Genomic DNA, 24,477 nt, shown 5'->3' with positions numbered 1-24,477 from the left:
AATTTCTAAGACACGTTGATTTGTTCTTCTGACTTATTTGATTGGATTCATTACTATCTATAAGTAAATTTGTTTTTATTTTATTTCATCACCTCAAATTTTCATAGTGATCATAAATTTCCATTAAGTTATTTTAAATAACGATTTTTTAAGTTTAAATTTGAAAAACACTGCTTTATCTGTTTATTTTATTCTAAACATAACGATTATTTAACGAACAAATCTATTTTTTTCATAAGAATTTTAGTATAATTACAATCTATAAAGTATATTTAATTCCTCATCAATCTGAAACTAACTTTTGGGTCATAAGGACTTTATTTTAATTCGATACCACGGTGTTTAAATAAGTGGTTTAATTTTTAGGAGGGATATATTGAAAGGTTATTATTCAGTACAAGAATTAGCCGACCAACTTGGTGTGACAACTCGTTCAATTCGAAACTATCTGCACGAAGGGAAATTAAAGGGAACAAAAGTTGGAGGAAAATGGAAGTTTTCTGAACAAAATTTGTTTGATTTCCTTTACGGTGACAAGGAAAATCTAATGATCCAAAAAGATTATCAAGTGACGCTTGATGTCCCTGTCACATTAAAATTATCTCTTGTAACAGATGATTTTCACGAAATGGATGCCTTTAAAGAGCAACTTTTTAACTATCATTCAGAGGTTTATGCTAATAAAAATGATCGATTGATCCAATACACGCATTTCAAAGAAAATGAATATGATATCTTAATTGGTGGTAACTTTAATTATGTCACTAATTTCGGGTCATGGATCTATGAACAACTACAAAAACAAACATCCATTTCACTAAAAAAGAATTAGTTTTTTATTTTGAAAGAGAGACTGTGAAAGAAACGATCTGCTCTGATGACAATAAGCCTGAATTTTTTGAAACAGCTTCCCATGTTTCAAAAAATTCAGGCTTATTTCAAGAACTGGATGCATAAGCACCGTGTATAAGAGATTGCGAAAAGAGCGTTTGACCTGATTACTCGCCAAGTAAAAACTACGACGAGTAATCGTTGGAGCAAACAAGATAAAAATCTCGAAACAGCTCCCCCTGTTTTGTGGATTTTTGTCTTATTGCCGAAGGTCAGCTCTTTGAATGTCGTTTACTGTTTTTTTAGATTCTAAATTTATTTTTTTCCTATTTCTTGTTTCTATAATAATGGTAAGTAGCTTTAACCCTTACCACCTTGAAAGGATGGATATAGTTTCATGCCACCATCTACAAATAAAGTAATTCCTGTCACATAACTGGATTCATTAGAAGCGAGCCAAGCAGCAGCGGCGGCGACTTCCTCGGGTTTACCCACTCGTTCCATTGGTATCATGCTTTCTAGAATTTCTTTTTCTTTTGGATCTTCAAATTTTTCTGCATTAATCGGAGTTTTGATCGCCCCTGGTCCAATACTGTTGATTCGAATATTTTCTGGTGCGTACTCCATGGCTACTGTTTCTGTAAACAGCTTGACACCGCCTTTTGATGCTGCGTAATGAGCAAATGTCGGCCAAGGGATTTGTTCGTGAACGGAGGACATGTTGATAATATTACCTTTGATCTGATGAGTTTTAAAATAACTCAACGCTGTTTTTGTCCCTAAAAATACGCCTGTTAGGTTCACCTTTAACACTTTCTCCCAATCTTCTAATTCCAGCTCATGGGTTGGTTTTTGCGTTTCCATACCAGCATTATTGACCCAGATATCTAAACTTCCGAATGTTTCGATTGCTGCTTTGAGCAGACGATCCATCCCTTCTTCTGTACTGACATCCGCTTCGACAGCTACTGCTTTGCCACCATTTTTTTCGATCTCGGCTACTGCTTCTTGTGCCCCTTCTTCATCCGAATGATAGTTGACAACCACACACATTTTTTCTTTACCAAAGCGTTCACAGATTGCTTTACCGATCCCTTTTGATCCTCCAGTTACTACTGCCACCTTATTTGTTAGATCTTTATACATATACTTTCCACCCTTCTTTTTCACCTACTGCATACTTCCTATATCAAGTGTACAATAGCACCCTGTCTTTTAGGCAAACGATACGCTTATTCGATCGATTTACTTTTTTCTATAATAAAAGAGTCAGCAAGCTACTTGCTGACTCAAATGATTTCACCAAAAAAGTCTTTTTTATTGTCTTCAGTTAAATTCAATACTTTTATTTAAAATAGTCCGCTGTCGCTTTTTCATCTGCTTTCAGTTGTTCAATCAACGATTCAACGTTTGGAAATTTCACTTGGTTTCTCAAAAAATGATGCCAACGGACTTTTACATGCTCTCCATAGATATCTTGAGCAAAATTTAAAATATATAATTCAACGGTAAGTTCACGATCATCACCAAAGGTATCATTATGACCGATTGATCCCATTGCTTGATACCACGTTTCACCAACTTTGATCTCTGAAACATAGACACCTTCTTTTGGAAGATGAACAGTACTTTTAACTTTGATGTTAGCTGTTGGGAATCCTAGCAGGCGACCACGAGCATCGCCATGGACTACCACCCCTTCGACCTCGTAAGCAGCCCCCAATAAACGTGTTACTTCATTTATTTCTCCTGCGTTTAATAATTCACGTATCCGTGTCGAACTAATCTTCTCGCCACTGTCTTCTTCTTTTGGTACAGTGATGACTTCAAATCGATTCTTTGCATAACTTGGTAAGTGCGCTACATCTGCAATTTCTTTAGGTCCGTAAGTATAGTCAAAACCAGAAACAGCATATTTTGCATGAAGTCCTACGATATATTGATCGACAAATTCTTGTGGAGCTAAATGAGCAAACGATGACGTAAAATCGATTTCGTATAAATAATCAACACCTAATAGGGCCATTTTTTCTTCTTTTTGTTCCAGAGTAGTCAAATATTTTACTTGACTTGGATTTATTTTTTTGAAGACGATTGAAGGATGTTGGTTGAAAGTCATCAAAGCTAATTTCAATCCTTCTTTTTTAGCAATTTCTTTTCCCCGATTGATAACACGTTGATGGCCTAGATGTACCCCGTCAAAAAATCCTAAAACAAGTACAACGTCTTCTGGTGGGATCTGATCTGCTTGATAAGGATGTCTAATTTTGATAATTTTCATTTTTATACCTCATTCCTCAACACTTTGCTTGGTTTTAATTTATTTTTTTCTTTTGGATTTGGCTGGTAAATACTTACTACTTTGTCTTGGTAAAAAAGTGCGATCTCTTCTGTCGGCATTTCTGCTAAGTTAAATACCTGATAATCTAAGCGCATACCATTTTTAACTTTTTCCCAAACACGATCACTAATGTCTACTCTCTTAAAACGAGCGACACCAGCTTCTAGTGGTAATAAATGTTCTTCAAAGGTTCCTGCAAGCATATAATCTGCTACTTGCTGTAAAGTGATTGCCTGCTCCTTCTTCATTCCTCCACTAGCTGTTCGAGTAAGATCGGACATGTGAGCAGGATAGTCTAATTTTTTCCCAGTATCAACAGCAAGCGTTCGTACATAAGTCCCTTTCCCGCATACTACCTCAAAACGCCAAGATAGCAACCCCTTCTCTTGGTCCCAATGCACGTCACTTGTTCTTTCAAAACGTTCAATCTGCGCTTTACGCACGGGACGTGTAACTGTTTCATTGTTTCTGGCATACTCATAAAGACGTTTGCCGTTCACTTTGACAGCTGAATACATCGGTGGTATCTGAGTGATTTCCCCGATAAAACTTTTCATCGTTTCATCAATTTCTTCATCACTGATTAATCGATCAACTGTTTTACTTTCGACGACCTCACCAGATTTGTCTTCTGTCGTTGTACTAAATCCTAATGTAATCTCTCCTTGGTATACTTTTCCTGCATCGCTTAAATATTCGATAACTTTAGTCGCTTTTCCAAGGCAAATCGGTAACACACCATCAACATCAGGGTCTAACGTACCACCATGACCAATTTTTTTCATATGTAAGATTTTTCTTAATTTAAATACACAATCATGACTTGTCATGCCACGTTCTTTCCACAAAGGTAATAATCCGTCCATGTTTTTTCTCCCTATCCAATAAAATATCAACTTTGTCATTATAACACATCCCACAATAATGTGACGATTTTACCTTTTTTCGCTACGTTTTTATTATTTGGCAACAAACTTGTAATAAAACTTCACAAACCTGTAAATACAATTCATGTTATTCTCTTAGACAAAGGCAAGCTTGAATCCTTCATTTGCAACCTTTGATTAAAATGAGACGCAGCTTTTAAGGAATAGATGATCCTAGTCTTCCCCAAAACAAAAAACTGAGAATCATATACGAATCTCGAAAAGAGTCTGAAGTATAAATCTAACTCTTAATAAACGGTGTCCAAGAAGCCACTTCTTAAAAATAAGAGAGAATTTTTCAAAATAAGAAAAGCTATTTTAAAAGATTCTCTCTTATTCGTTTGGAGTTGACCGCTTCTTTCACAACCTGTTCGAGACACGTACAAATTGCTCATTTTTTTCTCATGTATTCTGTACAGTAAAATTACGGTACTGTGCGTTTATCATTTTAAACTACTTGCATTGTGTAGTTTGAACTTTTTTTCTAAAAAATTGGATGATGGTGTAACTGCGGTATCTCTGCTTTATAAAAAGCTAAAACTAAAAAAACTACTAAAAAAGAGCTATAACCCCACTTCTTAAGGTTTATAGCTCTTTTTGTTTTAATCTTTATTTAAATTACGAAGCAACTCATCAATGTGGTTACCATACCCCACTGACTCATCTAATTCAAAAGTTAATTCAGGCGTTTTATAGATGCTTAAGTTGTGTCCTAATTCACGGCGAATCAGTCCACTTGCTTTTGCTAGGCCTTCCTGTGCTTTTTTCTTATCTGAAGCTAAGTCAGATAAAATACTATAATAGATGGTTGCTTGTTGTAGATCTCCCGTAACGTGGACATCAGTGATTGTCACGTTTTCTACACGAGGATCACGAACTTTTTTGCGTAAAATATCATTTACTTCTTTTAAAATTTCTTGACCGACTCGGCGGTCTCTATAGTTTGCCATATTGAGCGGCCTCCTAAAATTAATTTGTTTTGATTTCTTCCATAATGAAGCCTTCGATGACGTCATCGACTTTGATGTCATTGAATTTTTCGATCATTGCACCACATTCATAACCCATTTTAACTTCTTTTACATCGTCTTTGAAACGTTTCAAGCTAGCTAGTTGTCCTTCGTAAATGACGATACCATCACGGATCACGCGAACGCCACTATCACGTCGAATGTATCCTTCTGTGACATAAGCCCCAGCGATCGTTCCAACTTTTGAAACTTTGAATGTTTCTCGAACGATCATTTGACCAGTGATTTTTTCTTCAAACTCTGGATCTAGCATCCCTTTCATCGCTGTTTCGATTTCTTCGATTGCTTTATAAATGATTCGGTGTAAACGAATGTCCACTTCTTCATTATCCGCTTGAATTTTAGCTTGTGGTGTAGGACGAACATTGAACCCAATGATGATCGCATTACTTGCTGCTGCAAGGGTTACATCACTTTCATTGATGGCACCAACTGCAGAATGGACGATTTTCACACGTACGCCTTCTACATCGATCTTTTGCAATGAAGCAGCCAATGCTTCTGCAGAACCTTGTACATCAGCTTTAATGATAACATTTACTTCTTTTAATTCGCCTTCTTTTAAGCTTTCAAACAAGTTGTCCAATGTTACCCGACTAGTGATCGCACGATGTTCTAACAACGCACGTTTGGCACGTTCTTCACCGGCTGCACGAGCAGTTTTTTCATCTTCAAAGACAACAAAGCGGTCACCTGCTTGTGGCACATCGTTTAACCCAGTGATCTCAACTGGTGTTGCTGGTCCAGCAGATTTTTCACGACGACCTAAGTCGTTGACCATCACACGCACACGTCCATAGGTATTTCCTACTACAATTGGGTCACCTACGTTTAAAGTCCCTTGTTGAACAAGTAATGTAGTAACAGGTCCTTTTCCTTTGTCTAGACGTGCTTCAATTACTGTACCAATTGCTCGTTGTTTAGGATCTGCTTTTAGATCCTCTACTTCCGCAACCAGCAAGATCATTTCTAGCAATTCGTCAATATTTTGACCAAATTTAGCAGAGATTTCAACGAAAATCGTTTCTCCACCCCAAGCTTCTGGAATCAATTCATATTCACTTAATTCTTGCATCACGTGTTGAGGATTTGCCCCTGGTTTATCAATCTTATTAACAGCAACGATAATTGGTACGCCAGCTGCTTTCGCATGGTTGATTGCTTCGACTGTTTGTGGCATAACACCGTCATCTGCTGCTACAACTAAGATCGTGATATCAGTGATACTTGCTCCTCGCGCACGCATACTTGTAAATGCAGCATGCCCAGGTGTGTCTAAGAATGTGATTGGTTTGCCATCGATATCGATTTGGTAGGCACCGATATGTTGTGTAATCCCACCAGCTTCGCCACTTGTTACTCGTGAATGACGTAATGTATCAAGTAATGTTGTTTTCCCGTGGTCGACGTGTCCCATGATTGTTACAACTGGTGGACGAGAAACCAATGTATCAGGATTTAATTCTTCTGGTTCAAAGAATTTGTCGATATCTGCGATATCTACTTGGATTTTTTCTTGTGGTTCCATCCCATAATCTGTTGCTAAGAGTTCAATCGTATCTTTATCTAGTGCTTGGTTTTGGTTGACCATTACGCCAAGCATAAATAATTTTTTGATGATCTCTGCTGGTTCACGATGGATTTTCTTCGCAATATCCGCAACGTTCATGCCTTCAGTATACTCTAATACTTCTGGTAACTCACGGAATTTACGTGGTGGTACAGCAGGTTTATTGGAAGTTTGTTGTTTTCCTTTTTTCCCTTTTTTGTTAAAACGATTGCGGTTGTTATTGTTAAATTTACCACGATTATTATTGTTGTTACGGTTTTGGTTACCACCTTGGTTTGATCCTTGGCGATTTTGGTTTCCGCCTTGTGTTGATCCTTGGCGGTTTTGATTGCCACTTTGTGTTGCTCCTTGACGGTTTTGGTTATTTCCGCCTCCATTATTACTTCGGTTTTGGTTTGTTGATTGGTTTTTTCCTTGATTCACTTGACCGCTCCCTTGACCGCGATCTTGATAGTTGCGGTTATTTTTTTGTTGTTTCGTTTTTGTTTCTTGTTTCTTTTGTTCATTCGGCTGGTTTGTGGCTGGCTTTTGGCTGGCTTGCTGTGCTGGTTTTTTATTCGTCTGTGGTTTTTTGAACGCTTGTTGCAACTTCTTTTCATCACCAGTTGTGATTGTTCCCATGTGATTCTTCACATTAATCCCAAGTTGCTGCGCCTTTTCCACAACGTCTTTACTAGGCTGATTTAATTCTTTTGCTAGTTCATAAATTCGTTTGTTGCTCATGCAATCACCTTCCTAACCTTCAATTAGCTCCTTGGTTTTCTTCGCAAAACCGTTATCTACGATTCCAAATACTTTGCGAGGCTTCCCAATCATCTGCGTGATTTCAGCTTCGGAAAATAGTTCAAAGCAAGGAACTTCATAATATGAACTCTTATCTTTCACTTTTTTCTTCGTATTCTCACTCGCATCATTTGCTACAAACACGATCTTTGCTTTCTGTTTACGAATGTCTGCAATGGTCAACTCCTCGCCGGTAATCAACTTACCAGCGCGCATCGCTAACCCAATGAGATTCATGGCTTTTTGCCGATTTCCTTCATTCATTTACCGAATAGCTCTTTTCGTGCTTTTTGATGGGTTACATAATCGAGTAACTCTTGGTAGAATTCATCTGTCAAAGTCGTTTCTAACGCCCGATCAAGAATCTTCTTATCCCAAGCTTGTTGTACTTCAGCTGGCTCAAGTGAGACATACGCACCACGGCCTGGCATTTTCCCAGTGGGATCAATCGATACTTCCCCTTCTTTGGAACGGGTAATTCGAATCATCTCTTTTTTGGGTTTCATTTCACCTGAAACCACAGATTTGCGTAAAGGAATCTTCCTTTGTTTCATCTCTTCGCCTCCTAAGCTAATTGTTAAGCATCTTGATCCGTATTTTCAACTGTTTCATCGTTGAAAGCAATCGTTTCATATTCATCATCTGTATAATCAGATTGAACGATCGCTTCATCATGAGCGACTTCTTCAGAAGCTACTTCTTGATCTTGCGCTTGTTTTTCATAATATTCAGCCATATCTGATTCTGACTTGATATCGATTTTGTGATTTGTTAGTTTGGCAGCCAAACGTGCATTTTGTCCACGTTTACCGATCGCTAAGGATAATTGGTAATCTGGAACGACAACGGTACAAGCTTTAGGATTTTCTTCATCAAAAATCACATCGATCACTTGCGCTGGATTCAGAGCATTCGTGATAAATACCGCTGGATCTTCGTTCCACTCAACGATATCCATGTTTTCACCCTTTAATTCATTCACTATCGCTTGCACACGCTGGCCTTTTGGTCCAACACAAGTTCCAACTGCATCAATATTTTCATCATTTGAACGAACGGCTACTTTTGAGCGATCGCCCGCTTCTCTAGCAATGCTTACGATTTCAACGATCCCATCGTAAACTTCTGGCACTTCTTGTTCGAATAAACGGCGTAATAGATCTGGATGGCTACGGCTAACGAAGACTTGTGGACCTTTTGACGTATTTTCTACACGAGAAACGTACACTTTGATACGATCATGCGGTTGATAAAATTCATTAGGCATTTGATCTTGTTTCGATAAAACTGCTTCGATCTTTCCAAGATTTACATAGATATATCGTTTATCTTGACGTTCAACGATACCTTGCATAATGTCTTTTTCATACGCGCTGAACTCATTGTAAATGATGGTTCTTTCTGCTTCTCTGACACGTTGTAAAATAACTTGTTTTGCTGTTTGTGCAGCAATTCGTCCAAAGTCTTTTGGTGTCACTTCAAAACGGATGGTATCACCAATCTCATATGCCGGATTAATCAAAAGCGCATCTTTTAATGATACTTCTAATTGTGAATCCATTACTTCTTCAGTAACTTCTTTCACAGCATAGACGTGAATTTTCCCTTTCTTTTGATCAAATTCAACTTCAACATTTTGAGCTTGACCATAATGGCGTTTGTATGCAGAAACTAAAGCAGCTTCTAAAGCGTCGATCACGATTTCTTTTGAAATCCCTTTTTCAGCTTCTAATGCATCTAATGCGTTTAGCATTTCTTTACTCATTTTTCTGTTTCCTCTCCGTGATTAAAATTGGATCGCTAAGCGAGCTTTGGCAATATTTTTTCGGTCAAGAATTAATTCTTTTTCCCGTGTTTTTATGCGTATTTTCAATATCAGCTGTTCAGCATCAACTGATTGAAGAAATCCTTCATATTGTTTTTCTCCATCAACTGGTTGATAAAGAGAAACATGGATATATTCTCCAAGCGCTTTTTCGTAATCTTTCTCTTTTTTTAATGGGCGTTCTGCCCCTGGAGATGATACCTCTAGAAAATAAGCTTGTGGGATAGGATCTGGATCTGCTGCATCAAGTTTTTCGCTAAGTTTTTCGCTAACCCATGCACATTCTTCGATATCGATTCCGCCATCTTTGTCAATGAATACTCGTAAGAACCAACTTTTGCCTTCCTTCACAAATTCTACTTCGACAAGTTCAAAATTTTGTTCCTCTAAAATCGGAGTCACCATTGATGTGACTGTTTCAACGACGCTACTCAAAAAGTTCGCCTCCTTAAAATTGCTTCCGTAATTCCATTAAAAAGAGTGAGCGAAAATTCCGCTCACTCACAGTTAGTATCATTACCTATAAATAACTATACCATATTTCATTTAAAATGACAAGCTTCCACGCTAACCCTTGATTAGAACATATCAAACAAGGAAAGTTGGTTTTCATCTGGAAGGTCTTTCAATACTCCGTTGTCGTTCATATACTCAATCAACGTTTTAGAAACTTTTCCTCGTGTAGCAAGATCTTCTTTTGATAAGAATGGTCCATCTTTTCGTGCTTCAACGATTTGTTTTGCAACGTTTGTTCCTAAACTTGGGACAGCTCTAAATGGTGCGATCAATGTGTCTCCTTCGATCACGAAGTTCACGGCATCTGATTTATATAGATCGATCATGCCAAAATGGAAGCCTCTTTCCAACATTTCATTCGCTAATTCAAGGACGGTCAACTGATTTTTCTCTTTGACTGAGGCATCCAAACCTTTATCTGTGATTTCTTTCATCGCTTGTTTTACCGCATCTTTCCCTTTACACATAGCCACAAGATTAAAATCATCCGCTCGAACTGAGAAATAGGCACAATAGTATAAAATAGGGAAATAGACTTTAAAATAAGCTACACGTAAGGCCATCAAAACATAAGCCGCTGCATGGGCTTTTGGGAACATATATTTGATTTTAGAACAAGAATCAATGTACCAATCTGGAACATTGTTTTCTTTCATGGCGGATAGATAGGTTTCTCGTAATTCATCAGGGATCTTGTTCCATAGCCCTTTACGAACGGTTTCCATAATCTTAAAAGCCATCCCACTATCTAATCCAGCATGGATCAAGTAAACCATGATATCATCCCGACAACCAATTACTTCAGCCAAAGTTGCATCCCCACGTTTGATCAATTCTTCTGCATTGCCTAACCACACATCGGTCCCATGTGATAATCCGGAAATCTGTAAGAGTTCAGCAAAAGTCGTTGGATGTGTTTCTTCCAACATTCCCCGAACAAAGCGTGTCCCAAACTCTGGGATACCTAGTGTCCCTGTTTTAGAATAAATCTGTTCACTGGTAACGTTCAAGACATCTGGACCGGCAAAAATTCTCATTACTTCTGGATCGTCAGTTGGGATCGTTTGTGGATCGATTCCCGATAAATCCTGCAACATACGGATTACTGTCGGATCATCATGTCCCAGAATATCAAGCTTCAGTACATTATCATGGATAGAATGGAAATCAAAATGCGTTGTTTTCCATTCTGAATTTTGATCATCTGCTGGATATTGGATCGGTGTAAAATCATATACGTCCATGTAATCGGGAATAACGATGATCCCCCCTGGATGTTGTCCAGTCGTTCGCTTCACGCCAGTCGCACCTTTGGCTAATCGATCAACTTCAGCACTGCGAAATTGTAAATTATGATCTCGCTCATAACCTTTAACAAAGCCATAAGCTGTTTTATCGGCAACTGTACCGATTGTTCCTGCTCGATAAACATATTCTTCCCCAAACAAAACTTTCGTATAGTTGTGCGCTTCTGCTTGGTAATCACCTGAAAAGTTCAAATCGATATCTGGTACTTTGTCTCCATGGAACCCTAAGAACGTTTCAAAAGGAATATCATGGCCATCTTTATTTAATCGTGCGCCACATTTCGGACATTTTTTTTCAGGCATATCAAACCCCGAACCGTAAGTACCATCTTCAAAGAATTCTGAATACTGGCAATCAGGACAATAATAGTGAGGGGCTAATGGATTTACTTCAGTGATCCCAGTCATTGTCGCAACAAAACTAGAACCAACTGATCCACGTGAACCAACTAAATAACCATCTTTGTTACTTTTATGCACCAGTTTTTGCGCAATCAAATAGATCACAGAAAACCCATTCCCGTTGATCGAATTCAATTCTTTTTCTAATCGTTTTTCAATGATTTCTGGTAATGGATCACCGTACAACTGTTTAGCTCTGGTATAACTCAAATCAGAAATCTCTTCTTCAGATCCAGGAATTTTTGGCGTATACAAATCATCTTTCACCGGAATGACCTCTTCACAAAGGTCAGCAATCTTATTCGTATTGTCAACGACGATTTCTTTCGCTAGATCTTTTCCTAAAAAGTTAAAAGCAGTCAACATCTCATCTGTTGTTCTAAAATGCACATCAGGCAAACTATGTCGGTTCAACGGATTAGCCCCACCCATTGAATTAATCAAAATCTTCCGATAGATTGCATCTTCTTCATTAAGGTAATGAACATTCCCAGTAGCAACGACGATTTTGTCCAATGACTTTCCGATTTCAACTAGATTTTTGATGATTTCTTCTAAATCATGTTCATTTTTGACTAGTTCTTGCTCAAGCAATGGTGCATAGACCGCTTTTGGCATCACTTCAATATAATCATAAAATTTTGCTCGATTTCTAGCTTCTTCAATTCCTTTTTGCATCATTGCTTCAAAAATCTCACCTTTATCACAAGCAGAGCCAATGAAAAGATTCTCACGTAATTTCTTCAGTTGTGAACGAGGAATACGTGGGACACGTTCAAAATATTCCACATTCGACATCGAGATTAATTTGAATAAATCTTTTAATCCAGCTTGATTTTTCGCTAAGATCGTCACATGAAATGGCCTTGCTCGTTTATACGAATCGCCTTCTCCCACATGAGCATTGAGTTGATCATGGTAGAGCATCTCATGGTTTTCCATTGCTTCTTTAACGAAAATCCATGCTAAATGACCTGTTGCTTCAGCATCGTAAATCGCTCGGTGATGCTGTTCAAGACTGACACCAAATTTTTTAGATAACACACCTAGACCAAATCGTTTAAATTGAGGATACAGATATCTGGCTAATTCTAGCGTATCGATGACTGGATTCGTCGCCTCTGGGATTCCATATTTTGCATAACTTGTATTCAAGAATCCCATATCAAACGCGGCATTATGGGCGACCAGAATCGAATCTTTTGAAAACTCGAGAAACAGACGTAGGACTTCTTCTTCTGATTTAGATCCTCGTACCATTTCATCTGTGATCCCAGTTAGATCAATCGTTGTGCGGGAAAGTGGGTGTCCAGGATCAATAAATTCATCAAAGCTTTCAATGACATTCCCTTTATACATCTTGACCGCAGCTAATTCGATGATCGTATCATAAACAGCAGATAGTCCGGTGGTTTCCACGTCAAATACGACATATGTTCCTTCATTCAAAGAAACATGTTCATCATTGTAAGCAATCGGCACACCATCATCTACAACATTGGCTTCAACCCCATAAAGAATTTTCACGCCTGCTTTTTTACCGGCACTATGCGCTTCAGGAAATGCTTGTGCCCCTCCATGATCCGTGATCGCAATCGCTTTGTGTCCCCATTTTCCAGCTTGAGCCACAAGGTCAGAGATACTATTGGTTGCATCCATCGTACTCATATTACTATGAACATGTAATTCCACTCGTTTCTCATCGTCAGGAGCATAGTCTTTACGAGGTGCATGCTTCACCTCAATGATATCTTGTGCATTCATCACCAGGTCTCGCACAAATGTATCTTCTTGGATACTTCCTCTAACTTTTAACCAGCTTCCTACGCTGATTGCATCAAAGATTTGTTCATCTTTTTCATTATTTGAAAATTTCTTAACAATAAAAGAAGAAGTATAATCGGTGATTTTTAACGTTAGAATCTTACGTTTTGAACGTAGCTCACGCACTTCTTTATCAAATACATAGCCTTCCAAGGTCACACGACGTTCTTCTTCAACGATATTGATCATTGGTATTGTCGGTTCATCTGCTGGAATATTACGACCTAACTGGATCGGTCCATCTAGTACAGGAAGTTGCTCTTTTCTTTCTTTTTTCTTTTGTTCATGGACAATCAAACTTTCCGCAGCTTGCTTCATGAACGCTTCTGCTTGTTCTTGCTTCCGCTCTTCAAACAGTTTTAGCACACGTTCTGCTTGTTCTTCATCAATTTCAGGTTCGATACGAAATTTAGGGAACCCGTAGCTGACAAACAGCGTTTCAACTAAAGGTAGATATTGTTGCTTTAAATAATTAATAGCGCCATTACTATCGACTGGCAAGACAATTTTCTTTTCCTTCAATATAGGGACTTGTGTTTTTAAAACTTGTTGAGCCAACGGCGTATCGCATTGTTGGCTTTCTAAAGCTTGTGCCCAATAATCTTGTAATAATTTTTCATCAAACTGCTGATCATCAGCTTTGATAGTTAATCTGATCTGTGCAATATCTTTAAATGCCAGTGTCAAATTTTGGAGCAATGATCGATAAAGCATGATCGGTAAAATTTGAGTAAAGTGTAGGGTAAACTCCCACAATCTTGATTTGCGGTGAACCACTACACGCTCCATTTCGCCAGCAGAGATTAGTGGATGATTTTTTTCCACTTCTTCTAGTTGGATTTGTTCCAACAATTTTTCAAATAACTCTCGTTTTTCTGACAAAACCATACGCCCTTTCTGACGAGGACAAATCAATGCTATTTCATTTGAACCTCTTCTTCTTTCAGTACTATTTAGTATACCCGTTTTTACATGGATTTACATTAAAAAAACGACAAAGAATTTTCTTTCTCGTTCTAAATCGTTGATTACTTAGCTAAATGAATCCTCACAACGTAAGCTGATTGGTACTCCTTGCTCTTGCAACGTAGTAACATGCAGTTCGCCCCAATCACATAACGCATCTAACACACTACTTAATGTTTGACCATATTCACTTAAGGAATAAACAACTTTTGGTGGAACCTGATGATATGAGGTTCGTACAACAATACCGTCTGCTTCTAATTCACGCAATTGTTGAGTCAACATCTTTTGGCTAAGATTAGGAATTTTTCGTTTTAAGTCGCTGGGACGAAGCGGACTGTGACGCAGGTTGCATAAAATAATCGGTTTCCATTTTCCACCGATAACATCCATCGTGGCTTCTACACCAATATTATACGTTTTTTCAATCATATTTCCCTCCTAAAATCCTTTTACTATCCAATAGTTACTTTTTAGACACTATAGCACAATAAAGTAGGTACTATCTATTAGAGCCTATCTAGTATACATTATATCTATTGAAAATTAAAGGAGGAGTATAGATGATCCATTCATTGAATGATCGAATCATGTTAAATAACCAAATAGAAATTCCAGGGATAGGACTTGGTGTCTTTCAAATCCCTGATACCCAAACTGCTGAAGTAGTCAAAGCAGGCATTGTAAAGGGCTATCGATTGATTGATACTGCTCAAATATATGATAATGAAATTGGTACAGGAATCGGAATCAAAGAAGGGCTGAAAGCTGCTGGAATTTCTCGAGAAGAACTATTCGTAACCTCCAAAGTCTGGAACGATCATTTAACCTATGACGAAACGATCCAAGCTTTTGAAACCAGTTTAGCACGTCTAGGACTAGACTATCTAGATCTTTATTTAATCCATTGGCCTGGCGAAGATGCTTTCTTAGAGTCTTGGCGTGCTTTGGAACAATTATATCAAGCGGGGAAAATCAAAGCGATTGGTGTTAGCAATTTTCAAATCACTCATTTAGAAAAATTATTGACACATGCGAATGTCATTCCCGTTCTCAACCAAGTGGAACTACATCCAAAGTTATCTCAAATTGAACTACGCAATTTCTGCGCAAAACATGCAATAAAGATCCAAGCGTGGTCCCCTTTGATGCAAGGGAAACTATTGAATCACCCAACTATAGTAAAGATTGCTGAAGCGCATCATATTACTCCAGCCCAAGTAATCTTACGTTGGGATGTCCAGCAAGACATCTTATTAGTGGTCAAGTCAGTTAAGCCCGAACGAATGAAAAGTAATGCTGACATTTTTGATTTCGTTCTTTCTGAAGATGAAATGACGGTTTTGAATGCACTGAACGATCATTTTCGGGTAGGACCAAATCCTGATACATTCGATTTTAAATAAAGGAGGAAGATGTAAGATGGAACTAGGTTTATCTCATAAGGTTGCGTTAGTCACTGGCTCAACGAAAGGCATCGGAAAGGCCATTGCGATTGAATTGGCAAAAGAAGGTGCAGATGTCATCATCAATGGTCGTCACGCACTGCTTGTTGATCAAGTGGTCATTGAATTAAAAGAAAAATCCCCCAAAACTAACCCTCAGCGTGCGCCATTTGATTTAGCAGATCCAGAAGCACGGCAAGAACTGTTTACGCAATTTCCTACAGTAGATATTTTGATCAATAATATGGGGATTTTTGAACCGATGGATTATTTAGCTATCACAGATGATATTTGGGAACATTTTTTCCAAGTCAATGTACTTGCTGGAAATGCATTAGCCAAAAATTATTTACCTAAAATGTTGAAGCAAGATTTTGGTCGTATCCTTTTTATTGCGAGTGAAGAAGCAGTGATGCCTTCAGGTGAAATGGCTCAATACAGTATGACCAAAACGATGAATCTTTCTTTAGCAAAAAGTTTATCCAAATTGACTGTTGGCTCTCAAGTGACCGTCAACACGATCTTGCCTGGCTCCACCTTGACAGAGGGCGTTCAAGAAATGTTAACAACAATGTACGCAGACAGCCAATTGCCTGAATCTGAATGGGAACAAGATTTTATGAAAAATCATCGTCCACTCTCACAGATCCAACGCTTGATCCGACCAGAAGAAATCGGGCGTTTTGTTGCATTTGTTTCTAGCCCCTATGCAACTTCTTTTTCTGGCGCTGCCTTGCGACTTGATGGAGGATTGGTGCCAACAATTTATTAAGAACGATTTTGTAACACAAATCAATTTCTTCTTACTAAAGAGCCAGTATGATTTTTCATTCGAACAAATGTAAGAAACAAAAAAACGAAGGATACCGAGCCAAGACTTGCCTCAGTCTCATTAGAAAAAAGACAAGCCTAACTATTCGTTAGGCTTGTCTTTCATTTCAAGCAAGAATTTTCTTTCTTAACTGTATTTTATTGATTTAAAAGAATGGGTAACGTATTTGCTAGCTCTTCTTTGCGAACTTCAACCATTTCCCCAGTTTTCTTAATTTTGACTTCAACGATACCATCCACCGCTTTTTTACCTACTGTAATTCTAATTGGACAGCCAATTAAATCGGAATCTGCAAATTTCACACCTGCACGCTCATTACGATCGTCAACGAGTACTTGATAACCAGCAGCTAACATCGTTTGTTCGACTTCTTCGGTTAAGTTCGTTTGGTTTTCGTCTTTTAGATTCATTTGAACAACATGTAAATCAAAAGGCGCGATTCCTTTAGGCCAGTTAATGCCATTTTCATCTGAATTTTGTTCAACGATTGCTGAAAGCAGACGACTTACGCCAATTCCGTAACAACCCATAATGACAAATTTTTCACGTCCATTTTCATCTAATACGGTTGCGCCCATTGATTCACTATAGCGTGTGCCTAATTTAAAGATATGTCCGATTTCGATTCCACGTGTAAATGCCAATACACCATTATTATCAGGTGATGGATCTCCTTCTTGAACAAAGCGAAGGTCTTCATATGAGATCACTTCAAAATCTCGTTCTGGGTTGACATTCACATAATGGAACCCAGTTTCATTCGCTCCAGTAATAGCGTTCGCTAAGTCTTGGACATGACGATCAGCGTAGACTTTTACTTCTTCTGCTACACCGATTGGACCAACAGAGCCGAAATCTGCTCCTAGGTATTTTTGAGCATCTTCTTCTGTTGCTTCTTCTAAGAAATCAACCGCTAAAAAGTTTTTCAGTTTCACATCATTGACATCGTGGTCCCCACGTACTAATACCAATACTGGGTTTTCGTCAGCCATAAATAAAACAGATTTGATGATTTTTTGTGGTTCAGTTTCAAAGAAGTTCGCTACTTCTTCAATCGTTTTTACATCTGGTGTCGCAATTTTTTCTAATTCAAGTTGTGTTTCATGTGATTTTTTAGGGACATAATAACTTGTCGCCATTTCTAAGTTAGCGGCATAATCGCTTTCTGTTGAGTAACAGATCGTATCTTCACCGATTTCTGAGATCGCCATGAATTCTTTTGAATCTTTACCACCCATTGCGCCACCATCACCAATGATTGCTCGGAAATCTAACCCACAACGTTTGAAAATCTCAGTATATGCTTTTTCATAATCTTTATACGCTTCATCTAAACTTTCTTCTGATGAATGGAAAGAGTAAGCATCTTTCATAATAAATTCTCTGCCACGTAATAACCCAAACCGTGGACGTTTTTCATCACGATATTTTGTCTGGATTTGGTAAAGGTTCAACGGCAATTTTTTATAGGAATTGACTTCATTGCGAATCAATTCAGTAAATGTTTCTTCATGAGTTGGACCTAAGATCATTTTGCGATCATTACGATCATTGAGACGATATAAATTTGGGCCGTAAGTTTCATAACGACCAGATTCTTCCCACAATTCCGCAGGTAAGAGAGCTGGCATCAACATTTCGACAGCGCCAATCTTTTCAAATTCTTCACGCATGATCGTTTTTAATTTTTCCAATACACGATTAGCAAGAGGCAAATAAGAATAAATACCAGCTGAAACTTGGCGAATATACCCTGCTCTTAATAAAATTTGATGACTTAGTACTTCTGCATCATTTGGAACTTCTCGTAATGTTGGAATCAACATTTTTGATTGTCTCATTCTATATACTCCTTCATTTCTCATATAATCATTTATCGTTTGTAATTATACCCTATTTATAAACTTTTTCTAGAAAAAGAATCGTTGGATATCATTCCATGTGACTAATACCATTAAAAGCATCAATAAACCGAAGCCTGCTAATGTGATAAAGCCTTCTTTTTCTTGGCTGATTGGTTTTCCACGAATCCCTTCCACGACGTTCAAGACAAGCTTTCCTCCGTCAAGCGCTGGAATTGGTAATAAGTTAACGATTCCCAAATTCATCGAAAGAATGGCCATCAAGCTAATGACCGTTAATATTCCTTGATCTGCAGCTTCTGAAGATAATTGGAACATCATTACAGGACCGCCCAATTTATTTAAACTAAAGTTTGTAAATAATGAGCCTAGTGCTTTAAAAATTTCTAATGAACTACTGAAAGCTTGTTGTGTTCCTCCAATGATTTTGTCAAAAAATCCCGTTTTCATTGGTGCTTTGATTCCTAATTGCCCATATTTTTTTCCATTCGATTCTACCACGCCTGGTGTTACTGAAAGGGTTTGTTTCTGTCCATTGCGCTCGACTTCAACACTGAGTTTTTTCCCAGGATTCTCGGTGATCGTAGCCGTTAGATCTCCCCAAGAATGAATGGCATTACCATTGATCTCCAAGATTTTATCATTTTCTTTTAAACCAGCAGTTTGTGCTGCACCATTAGGTAAGACTTCGCCAATTTGGTTCGTGTTAGTGACTTGAACTCCGCCATGCATAAAAGCAAGCAGAATAAATAACAAAATAGCTAACAAGAAATTATTCATTGGTCCTGCGAAATTCGTCAACATCCGTTGCCATAATTTGGCTGATTGGAACTGCACGTCTTTTGGAGCGATTCGAAGTTCTGTGCCATCGGCTTCAATGATCGAAGCATCATGCGCGACAGAATAAGTCACTTCTTGTTCTTCCTCGCCATTGACATAGCCAGTAATCGTTAATTCTTCTTCAAGATCATAACGAATCAATTCCATCGGGATACTATTTGTAAGCTGTACTTTTTTACTTAAATTGATTTTCTCTACGATACCATCAGAATTTAATAAAAGAGATAACGGCATTCCCGGAGCCATCTCTGTTTCATCGTCCCCGTTTCCTGCCATCCTCACATAACCTCCGATTGGCAATAAACGTAGTGTATAGGTAGTTCCGTCCTTAGCTTGATGCCCATAGATTTTGGGTCCCATACCAATTGCAAACTCTCGAACGAGAATTCCTGATCGTTTCGCAAAGAAGAAGTGTCCAAATTCATGAACAATGACCAAAATGCCAAAAACAATAATAAATGTAATAATTGTTTTCATTTTACATTCTCCTTTACTTTTTTAGGTTAAATAAAACATCTTAATTTTACCATATTAATAGCTATTCACCAATAGCCCTAGTTTTTTTAAAGAAAAGAGGTGGCGCTGGAAATAATCAATTTTTAGAAATAAGCCGAATAATCCAAAACTATTTTTCTTCTGGATTATTCGGCTTATTTTCTGAACGAACAACTTCTAAGACACCACGCATTCTTTTTTGAGTAATATGTGAACATAAAGTTCGCATATTGATTTGAAAAAAGATAATGCTTCATTCCCATGCCCATATTTAGCTAACAACTCATTGACATACTATTAAACTATTGTTATTTATAAATGAGTAGACGATTGGGCAAGTGCTCATTCAAGTCTTTGATGATCACTAGATCAATCCAAATAAATGCATGATTGGAAAGACAAAAAGCAAACTATCAAAACGATCTAGTATCCCGCCATGCCCTGGTAAGATATTCCCAGAATCTTTGACATCGTAGTGACGTTTGATCGAAGATTCAACGAGATCACCAAATTGTCCCACGATCGATAAGAGCATCGTTACAAGGAGCATGAAGAACAGCCCATGTCCAAATAATTCTTTGGCTGGATAGAACAAGAAGTACAACAAAGCAACGACTAATGCACTAGTAATACCACCTAATGCTCCTTCGATTGTTTTATTCGGTGAAACATCTGGACTTAACTTATGTTTTCCGTATTGTCTTCCAACCATATAAGCACCGATATCAGTTGCCCAAACGACAAATAATCCAAAGAGCAAGACTGCCAAACCTTCTGTTCTTGCATTGACGAAATTTTGAAATCCAATACCTACATATAAACTAGTAATTACCGGGAATCCCGCCTCATCAATCGTATAAGTATTCTTTGAAATAACTGATGTCCCTAACAAGATCATGACGATCAAGTAAAAGAGCATAAACGTGCTTGTCTTCTCCGGTAAAAAGAAAAACCAACGTTCTTTTGGTAGAACTAAAATAACTGCTCCAATCGCTGATAATATTCCTTCAAAACTTAACAACGTCAAGCCCTTCATACGGAATAACTCATAGACACCGACGACTGCTAACAAAGCTGCTACAAATTCGATTGTGATTCCACCGATCCATATAATTGGTATAAATAGGACCAGGGCAATAGCAGCTGTGATCACTCGTTGCTTCATGACTGATCTCCTTCTTTCTCTGTTTTCTTCACGCCACCGAAACGACGGTCTCTGTTTTGAAATGCTGCGATTGCTTCTTCTAGATGCGCCCCATCAAAATCAGGCCACAAAGCTTTTGTGAAATACAATTCGCTGTATGCAAGTTGCCAAAGCAAGAAGTTACTAATTCTTTCTTCCCCACTTGTTCGAATAACCAATTCAGGATCCCGCCATTCGGTTGGCAAAAAACCAGTCATGAGATGATCTGCAATCAGTTCTTCGTCAATAGCTTCAATCGCAGTTTCTTCATTTTTGACTTCTTCAGCAATTTTTTTGACTGCTGTCACAATCTCTGCTCTGCTTCCATAATTCAAAGCAAAGTTAAGGATCATTCCAGTATTATCTTTTGTTTGCTCAATTGCTCGACGAACAGCATCTTGTGTATGTTCAGGTAATACTTCTTCATAGCCCATGACACGAACCTGAACGTTTTCTTTGATCAATTCTGGAACAAATGTATCAAAAAAATCCACTGGAAGTTGCATCAAAAAACGGACTTCATCTTTTGGTCGTTTCCAATTTTCTGTTGAAAAAGCATAGAGGGTTAAAACTTTCACACCTAAACGAGAAGCTTGTTTGGTTACTTTTTTAACTGTCTCCATCCCTTCTTTATGTCCAGCAACTCGAGGTAAACGTCGATTTTGGGCCCAACGACCATTTCCGTCCATAATGATTGCGATATGCTGAGGAATGGGACCTTCAGCCGCAAAATGAAAATCACTTTTTTCTTGAATATACTTGTTTTTTTGCGGAAAAAAACGTAACATTCTTTTTCCTCCTATACTTAAAAGTTACCACTATCTTTAGTATTATATCAATTTATCACGTGATTTCCTATGCTGGATTACTTTTTTTAGTTATTTCTACGACTTTTTTCTTATTTTTTAACTTTTGCTATAAAAAAAGCCTAGGACAAGAAATCGTCCAAGGCTTTTTAGTAGGTGTAAAAATACATAAACGGCATTGATAAAAGACTGATTCTACCAAGCTTTATGATTAAACATCCAGTAATTCTTGTTCTTTGTCACTAGCGATTTTATCTACTTCTTTGATGCTTTCATCGGTTAGTTTTTGTACTTCTTTTTCTAATCCACGTAGATCATCTTCTGTGATATCGCCATTTTTTTGTTGTTTTTTGTATTCATCAATTGCATCACGACGAATGTTACGAACAGCGATTTTCGCATTTTCTGCTTCTTTTTTTACATCTTTTGCTAATTCTTTACGACGTTCTTCAGTTAATTGAGGAATAATTAAACGAATGACATTCCCATCATTGGTTGGACTGATTCCAATATCACTTGCCATAATTGCTTTTTCAACATCTTGTAAAATGCTCTTATCAAATGGAGTGATCATTAAAACACGTGCTTCCGGGATTTGAATTGAAGCCATTTGGTTCAAAGGTGTTGGTGCACCATAATAATTAACTGTGATTCGATCAAGTAAACTTGCATTGGCACGTCCTGCACGAATTTGTCCAAGCTCACGTTGTAAATTTTGTGCTGCTTTTTGCATCTTTTCTTTTGCTTCTGTCATAATTGCATCTGCCATTTTTTATTTCCCCCTTACAGTTGTTCCGATATTTTCGCCTAAGATTGCACGACGGATATTTCCATGTTCATTTAAATTAAAGACAAGCAATGGGATGTCATTGTCCATGCTTAGTGAGCTAGCGGTAGAGTCCATTACCTGCAACCCTTTTGCAATCACTTCTAAATGAGTCAATTCTTCAAATTTCACAGCATTTGAATCTAATTTTGGATCAGCTGAATAAACACCATCAACATTGTTTTTAGCCATTAAAATAACATCAGCGCCAATCTCAGCTGCGCGTAATGCTGCAGTGGTGTCTGTTGAAAAGTATGGATTCCCAGTTCCACCTGCAAAAATCACGATTCGGCCTTTTTCTAAATGACGTTCTGCTTTTCTGCGAATATATGGTTCAGCAATTTGTCGCATTTCGATTGATGTTTGGACACGTGTTGGCACACCAACATTTTCCAAAGTATCTTGCAACGCTAAAGCATTCATTACAGTTGCCAGCATCCCCATGTAATCAGCTTGAGCACGTTCCATTCCCATCTGAGCACCGATTTGTCCGCGCCAAATATTGCCGCCGCCTACCACGATAGCCATTTCAACGCCTAATTCGTGTACTTCTTTGATTTCTTGGATGATTTCTTTAATAACAGGCGGTTTAATTCCAAAGCCTTCATTCCCAGCTAAAGCTTCTCCACTTAATTTTAAGACAACACGCTGATATTTCGGTGTGACCATGTTCATTCCTCCAATATTTTCTATTGCTATTTTACCATATTCAGGTAATTTAGCCACTAAAAGTCTAACTATTTGTACCTATGCCTAAAAAAAAGAGCTGTGACATACGTCGCTGCTCCTTTTTAATTCCAAATAAGCATACTATCTAATGTTGATCCAACATTTAAAAAGTGACTCGCAAAATGAATCAACATTAGATAACATATACTCAATTTTCAGAATTATTTTTTCACTTGGTTCATAACTTCTTCAACAAAGTTGTCTTCGCGTTTTTCGATTCCTTCGCCAACTTCAAAGCGTACAAAAGTTTTCACTGTAGCACCTTTAGAAGCAACATATTTTTCAACAGTCATATCAGGATCTTTAACGAATGGTTGGTCAACCAAAGCGATTTCTGCTTTAAATTTCTTCAAGCGTCCTTCTACCATTTTTTCAACGATATTAGCAGGCTTACCTTCGTTTAAAGCTTGTTCTGTAAGAACAGTTTTTTCATGTTCTAATTCAGCTTCAGGAATTTGAGTTTCGTTTACATAGCGAGGATTGATTGCAGCTACGTGCATAGCAACGTCTCTTGCTACAGATTCATCAGTTGTTCCATCTAAAACAGTCAATACAGCGATACGTCCGCCCATGTGTAAGTAACCACCGAAAGCAGCGTTATCTTCTTTTTCAACTACTTCAAAACGACGGAAGCTGATTTTTTCTCCGATTACTTGTGTTGCTTCGATCAAGTCAGATTCGATCGTACCTTTTTCTGTTTTGATCTTCATTGCAGCTTCCATGTCTGCAGGTTTGTTTTCTGCAACAAGTTCAGCGATTTCTTTCACTAGATCTTGGAACATTTCGTTTTTAGAAACAAAGTCTGTTTCTGAGTTAACTTCAACGATTGCTGCAGTATTTCCTTTGATTGCTACTGAAGCTAATCCTTCAGCTGCAATACGATCATTTTTCTTAGCTGCTTTAGCCATTCCTTTTTCACGTAAAAGATCTACTGCTTTTTCCATATCGCCTTCTACTTCAACTAATGCTTTTTTCGCATCCATCATACCTACGCCTGTCATTTCGCGTAGTTCTTTTACCATTTTAGCTGTTACGTCTGCCATTATTGTATCCTCCTATAGTTTCTTTTTAAAAAAAGCTGTTTCAAAGGAGAGTGAGGCTTGTCGCCTAGCCTTTGAAACAGCTCCATCATTTAAA

General features: G+C 37.9%; 21 protein-coding genes. 3 read left to right on the top strand and 18 right to left on the bottom strand.

The annotated features are described in order from the left end of the window. Positions 1-376: 376 nt before the first annotated feature. Positions 377-832 (top strand): helix-turn-helix domain-containing protein, encoded by a 456-nt coding sequence (locus AB3I42_RS03780; RefSeq protein WP_010718891.1) that lies wholly within the window; start codon positions 377-379, stop codon positions 830-832. Positions 833-1,191: 359 nt separating this feature from the next. Here AB3I42_RS03780 and AB3I42_RS03775 read toward each other — a convergent pair whose 3' ends face one another. The 11 genes from AB3I42_RS03775 to AB3I42_RS03725 form a co-directional block, all read right to left on the bottom strand. After that, positions 1,192-1,977 (bottom strand): glucose-1-dehydrogenase, encoded by a 786-nt coding sequence (locus tag AB3I42_RS03775; protein WP_010737770.1) that lies wholly within the window; start codon positions 1,975-1,977, stop codon positions 1,192-1,194. Positions 1,978-2,176: 199 nt separating this feature from the next. After that, the gene (ribF, locus tag AB3I42_RS03770; RefSeq protein ID WP_010737771.1) at positions 2,177-3,112 is read right to left on the bottom strand and encodes a riboflavin biosynthesis protein RibF; all 936 of its coding nucleotides are present in this window, start codon (positions 3,110-3,112) and stop codon (positions 2,177-2,179) included. 2 nt (positions 3,113-3,114) lie between these two features. Continuing rightward, on the bottom strand, positions 3,115-4,038 hold the full coding sequence (gene truB, locus AB3I42_RS03765; protein WP_181914427.1) for a tRNA pseudouridine(55) synthase TruB: 924 nt from the start codon (positions 4,036-4,038) through the stop codon (positions 3,115-3,117). A gap of 662 nt (positions 4,039-4,700) precedes the next feature. Beyond that, positions 4,701-5,048, bottom strand: coding sequence for a 30S ribosome-binding factor RbfA (gene rbfA / locus AB3I42_RS03760; protein ID WP_010718887.1), 348 nt, complete (start codon positions 5,046-5,048; stop codon positions 4,701-4,703). Between the two features lie 19 nt (positions 5,049-5,067). Beyond that, positions 5,068-7,422, bottom strand: a complete 2,355-nt coding sequence (infB, locus tag AB3I42_RS03755; protein ID WP_010737773.1) for a translation initiation factor IF-2 — start codon at positions 7,420-7,422, stop codon at positions 5,068-5,070. Positions 7,423-7,434: 12 nt separating this feature from the next. Continuing rightward, complete coding sequence (locus tag AB3I42_RS03750) at positions 7,435-7,746, bottom strand: YlxQ-related RNA-binding protein (RefSeq protein WP_010718885.1); 312 nt, start codon at positions 7,744-7,746, stop codon at positions 7,435-7,437. Next, positions 7,743-8,036, bottom strand: a complete 294-nt coding sequence (locus tag AB3I42_RS03745; RefSeq protein WP_010718884.1) for a YlxR family protein — start codon at positions 8,034-8,036, stop codon at positions 7,743-7,745. The genes AB3I42_RS03750 and AB3I42_RS03745 overlap by 4 nt, the downstream gene beginning before the upstream one ends. Positions 8,037-8,059: 23 nt before the next feature. Beyond that, positions 8,060-9,247, bottom strand: a complete 1,188-nt coding sequence (gene nusA, locus AB3I42_RS03740) for a transcription termination factor NusA (protein ID WP_010718883.1) — start codon at positions 9,245-9,247, stop codon at positions 8,060-8,062. 21 nt (positions 9,248-9,268) lie between these two features. Then, positions 9,269-9,742: a ribosome maturation factor RimP gene (gene rimP, locus AB3I42_RS03735; protein ID WP_131773455.1), complete on the bottom strand. Its 474-nt coding sequence runs from the start codon at positions 9,740-9,742 to the stop codon at positions 9,269-9,271. Between the two features lie 143 nt (positions 9,743-9,885). Further along, on the bottom strand, positions 9,886-14,238 hold the full coding sequence (locus tag AB3I42_RS03730) for a PolC-type DNA polymerase III (protein ID WP_025480508.1): 4,353 nt from the start codon (positions 14,236-14,238) through the stop codon (positions 9,886-9,888). 150 nt (positions 14,239-14,388) lie between these two features. Then, on the bottom strand, positions 14,389-14,754 hold the full coding sequence (locus AB3I42_RS03725) for a helix-turn-helix domain-containing protein (protein WP_010737776.1): 366 nt from the start codon (positions 14,752-14,754) through the stop codon (positions 14,389-14,391). Positions 14,755-14,885: 131 nt separating this feature from the next. Here AB3I42_RS03725 and AB3I42_RS03720 point away from each other — a divergent pair, with 131 nt between their 5' ends. Both AB3I42_RS03720 and AB3I42_RS03715 read left to right on the top strand, forming a co-directional pair. Next, on the top strand, positions 14,886-15,728 hold the full coding sequence (locus AB3I42_RS03720; protein WP_368022287.1) for an aldo/keto reductase: 843 nt from the start codon (positions 14,886-14,888) through the stop codon (positions 15,726-15,728). 16 nt (positions 15,729-15,744) lie between these two features. Further along, on the top strand, positions 15,745-16,539 hold the full coding sequence (locus AB3I42_RS03715) for an SDR family NAD(P)-dependent oxidoreductase (protein WP_368022286.1): 795 nt from the start codon (positions 15,745-15,747) through the stop codon (positions 16,537-16,539). Positions 16,540-16,736: 197 nt separating this feature from the next. Here the strand turns inward: AB3I42_RS03715 and AB3I42_RS03710 are convergent, their stop codons facing one another. The 7 genes from AB3I42_RS03710 to tsf form a co-directional block, all read right to left on the bottom strand. Further along, positions 16,737-18,440, bottom strand: coding sequence for a proline--tRNA ligase (locus AB3I42_RS03710; RefSeq protein WP_010718877.1), 1,704 nt, complete (start codon positions 18,438-18,440; stop codon positions 16,737-16,739). Between the two features lie 69 nt (positions 18,441-18,509). Further along, the gene (rseP, locus tag AB3I42_RS03705) at positions 18,510-19,778 is read right to left on the bottom strand and encodes an RIP metalloprotease RseP (RefSeq protein WP_010737779.1); all 1,269 of its coding nucleotides are present in this window, start codon (positions 19,776-19,778) and stop codon (positions 18,510-18,512) included. A 382-nt stretch (positions 19,779-20,160) separates the two neighbouring features. Beyond that, positions 20,161-20,961: a phosphatidate cytidylyltransferase gene (locus AB3I42_RS03700; RefSeq protein ID WP_034866992.1), complete on the bottom strand. Its 801-nt coding sequence runs from the start codon at positions 20,959-20,961 to the stop codon at positions 20,161-20,163. Beyond that, the gene (locus AB3I42_RS03695; protein WP_010718874.1) at positions 20,958-21,767 is read right to left on the bottom strand and encodes an isoprenyl transferase; all 810 of its coding nucleotides are present in this window, start codon (positions 21,765-21,767) and stop codon (positions 20,958-20,960) included. The genes AB3I42_RS03700 and AB3I42_RS03695 overlap by 4 nt, the downstream gene beginning before the upstream one ends. A 229-nt stretch (positions 21,768-21,996) precedes the next feature. After that, a complete protein-coding gene (gene frr, locus AB3I42_RS03690) occupies positions 21,997-22,554 on the bottom strand; it encodes a ribosome recycling factor (RefSeq protein ID WP_010737781.1) in 558 nt (185 codons plus the stop codon). Positions 22,555-22,557: 3 nt separating this feature from the next. Then, on the bottom strand, positions 22,558-23,280 hold the full coding sequence (pyrH, locus tag AB3I42_RS03685) for a UMP kinase (protein WP_010718872.1): 723 nt from the start codon (positions 23,278-23,280) through the stop codon (positions 22,558-22,560). A 221-nt stretch (positions 23,281-23,501) separates the two neighbouring features. Continuing rightward, positions 23,502-24,383, bottom strand: coding sequence for a translation elongation factor Ts (tsf, locus tag AB3I42_RS03680; RefSeq protein ID WP_010718871.1), 882 nt, complete (start codon positions 24,381-24,383; stop codon positions 23,502-23,504). Between the last annotated feature and the right edge of the window lie 94 nt (positions 24,384-24,477).

The sequence above is a fragment of the Enterococcus sp. C53 genome, assembly GCF_040887425.1.
Taxonomy (GTDB): domain Bacteria; phylum Bacillota; class Bacilli; order Lactobacillales; family Enterococcaceae; genus Enterococcus_B; species Enterococcus_B hirae.
The sequence above is the reverse complement of the archived record's forward strand: the minus strand, read 5'-3'. Positions and strand labels throughout refer to the sequence as shown.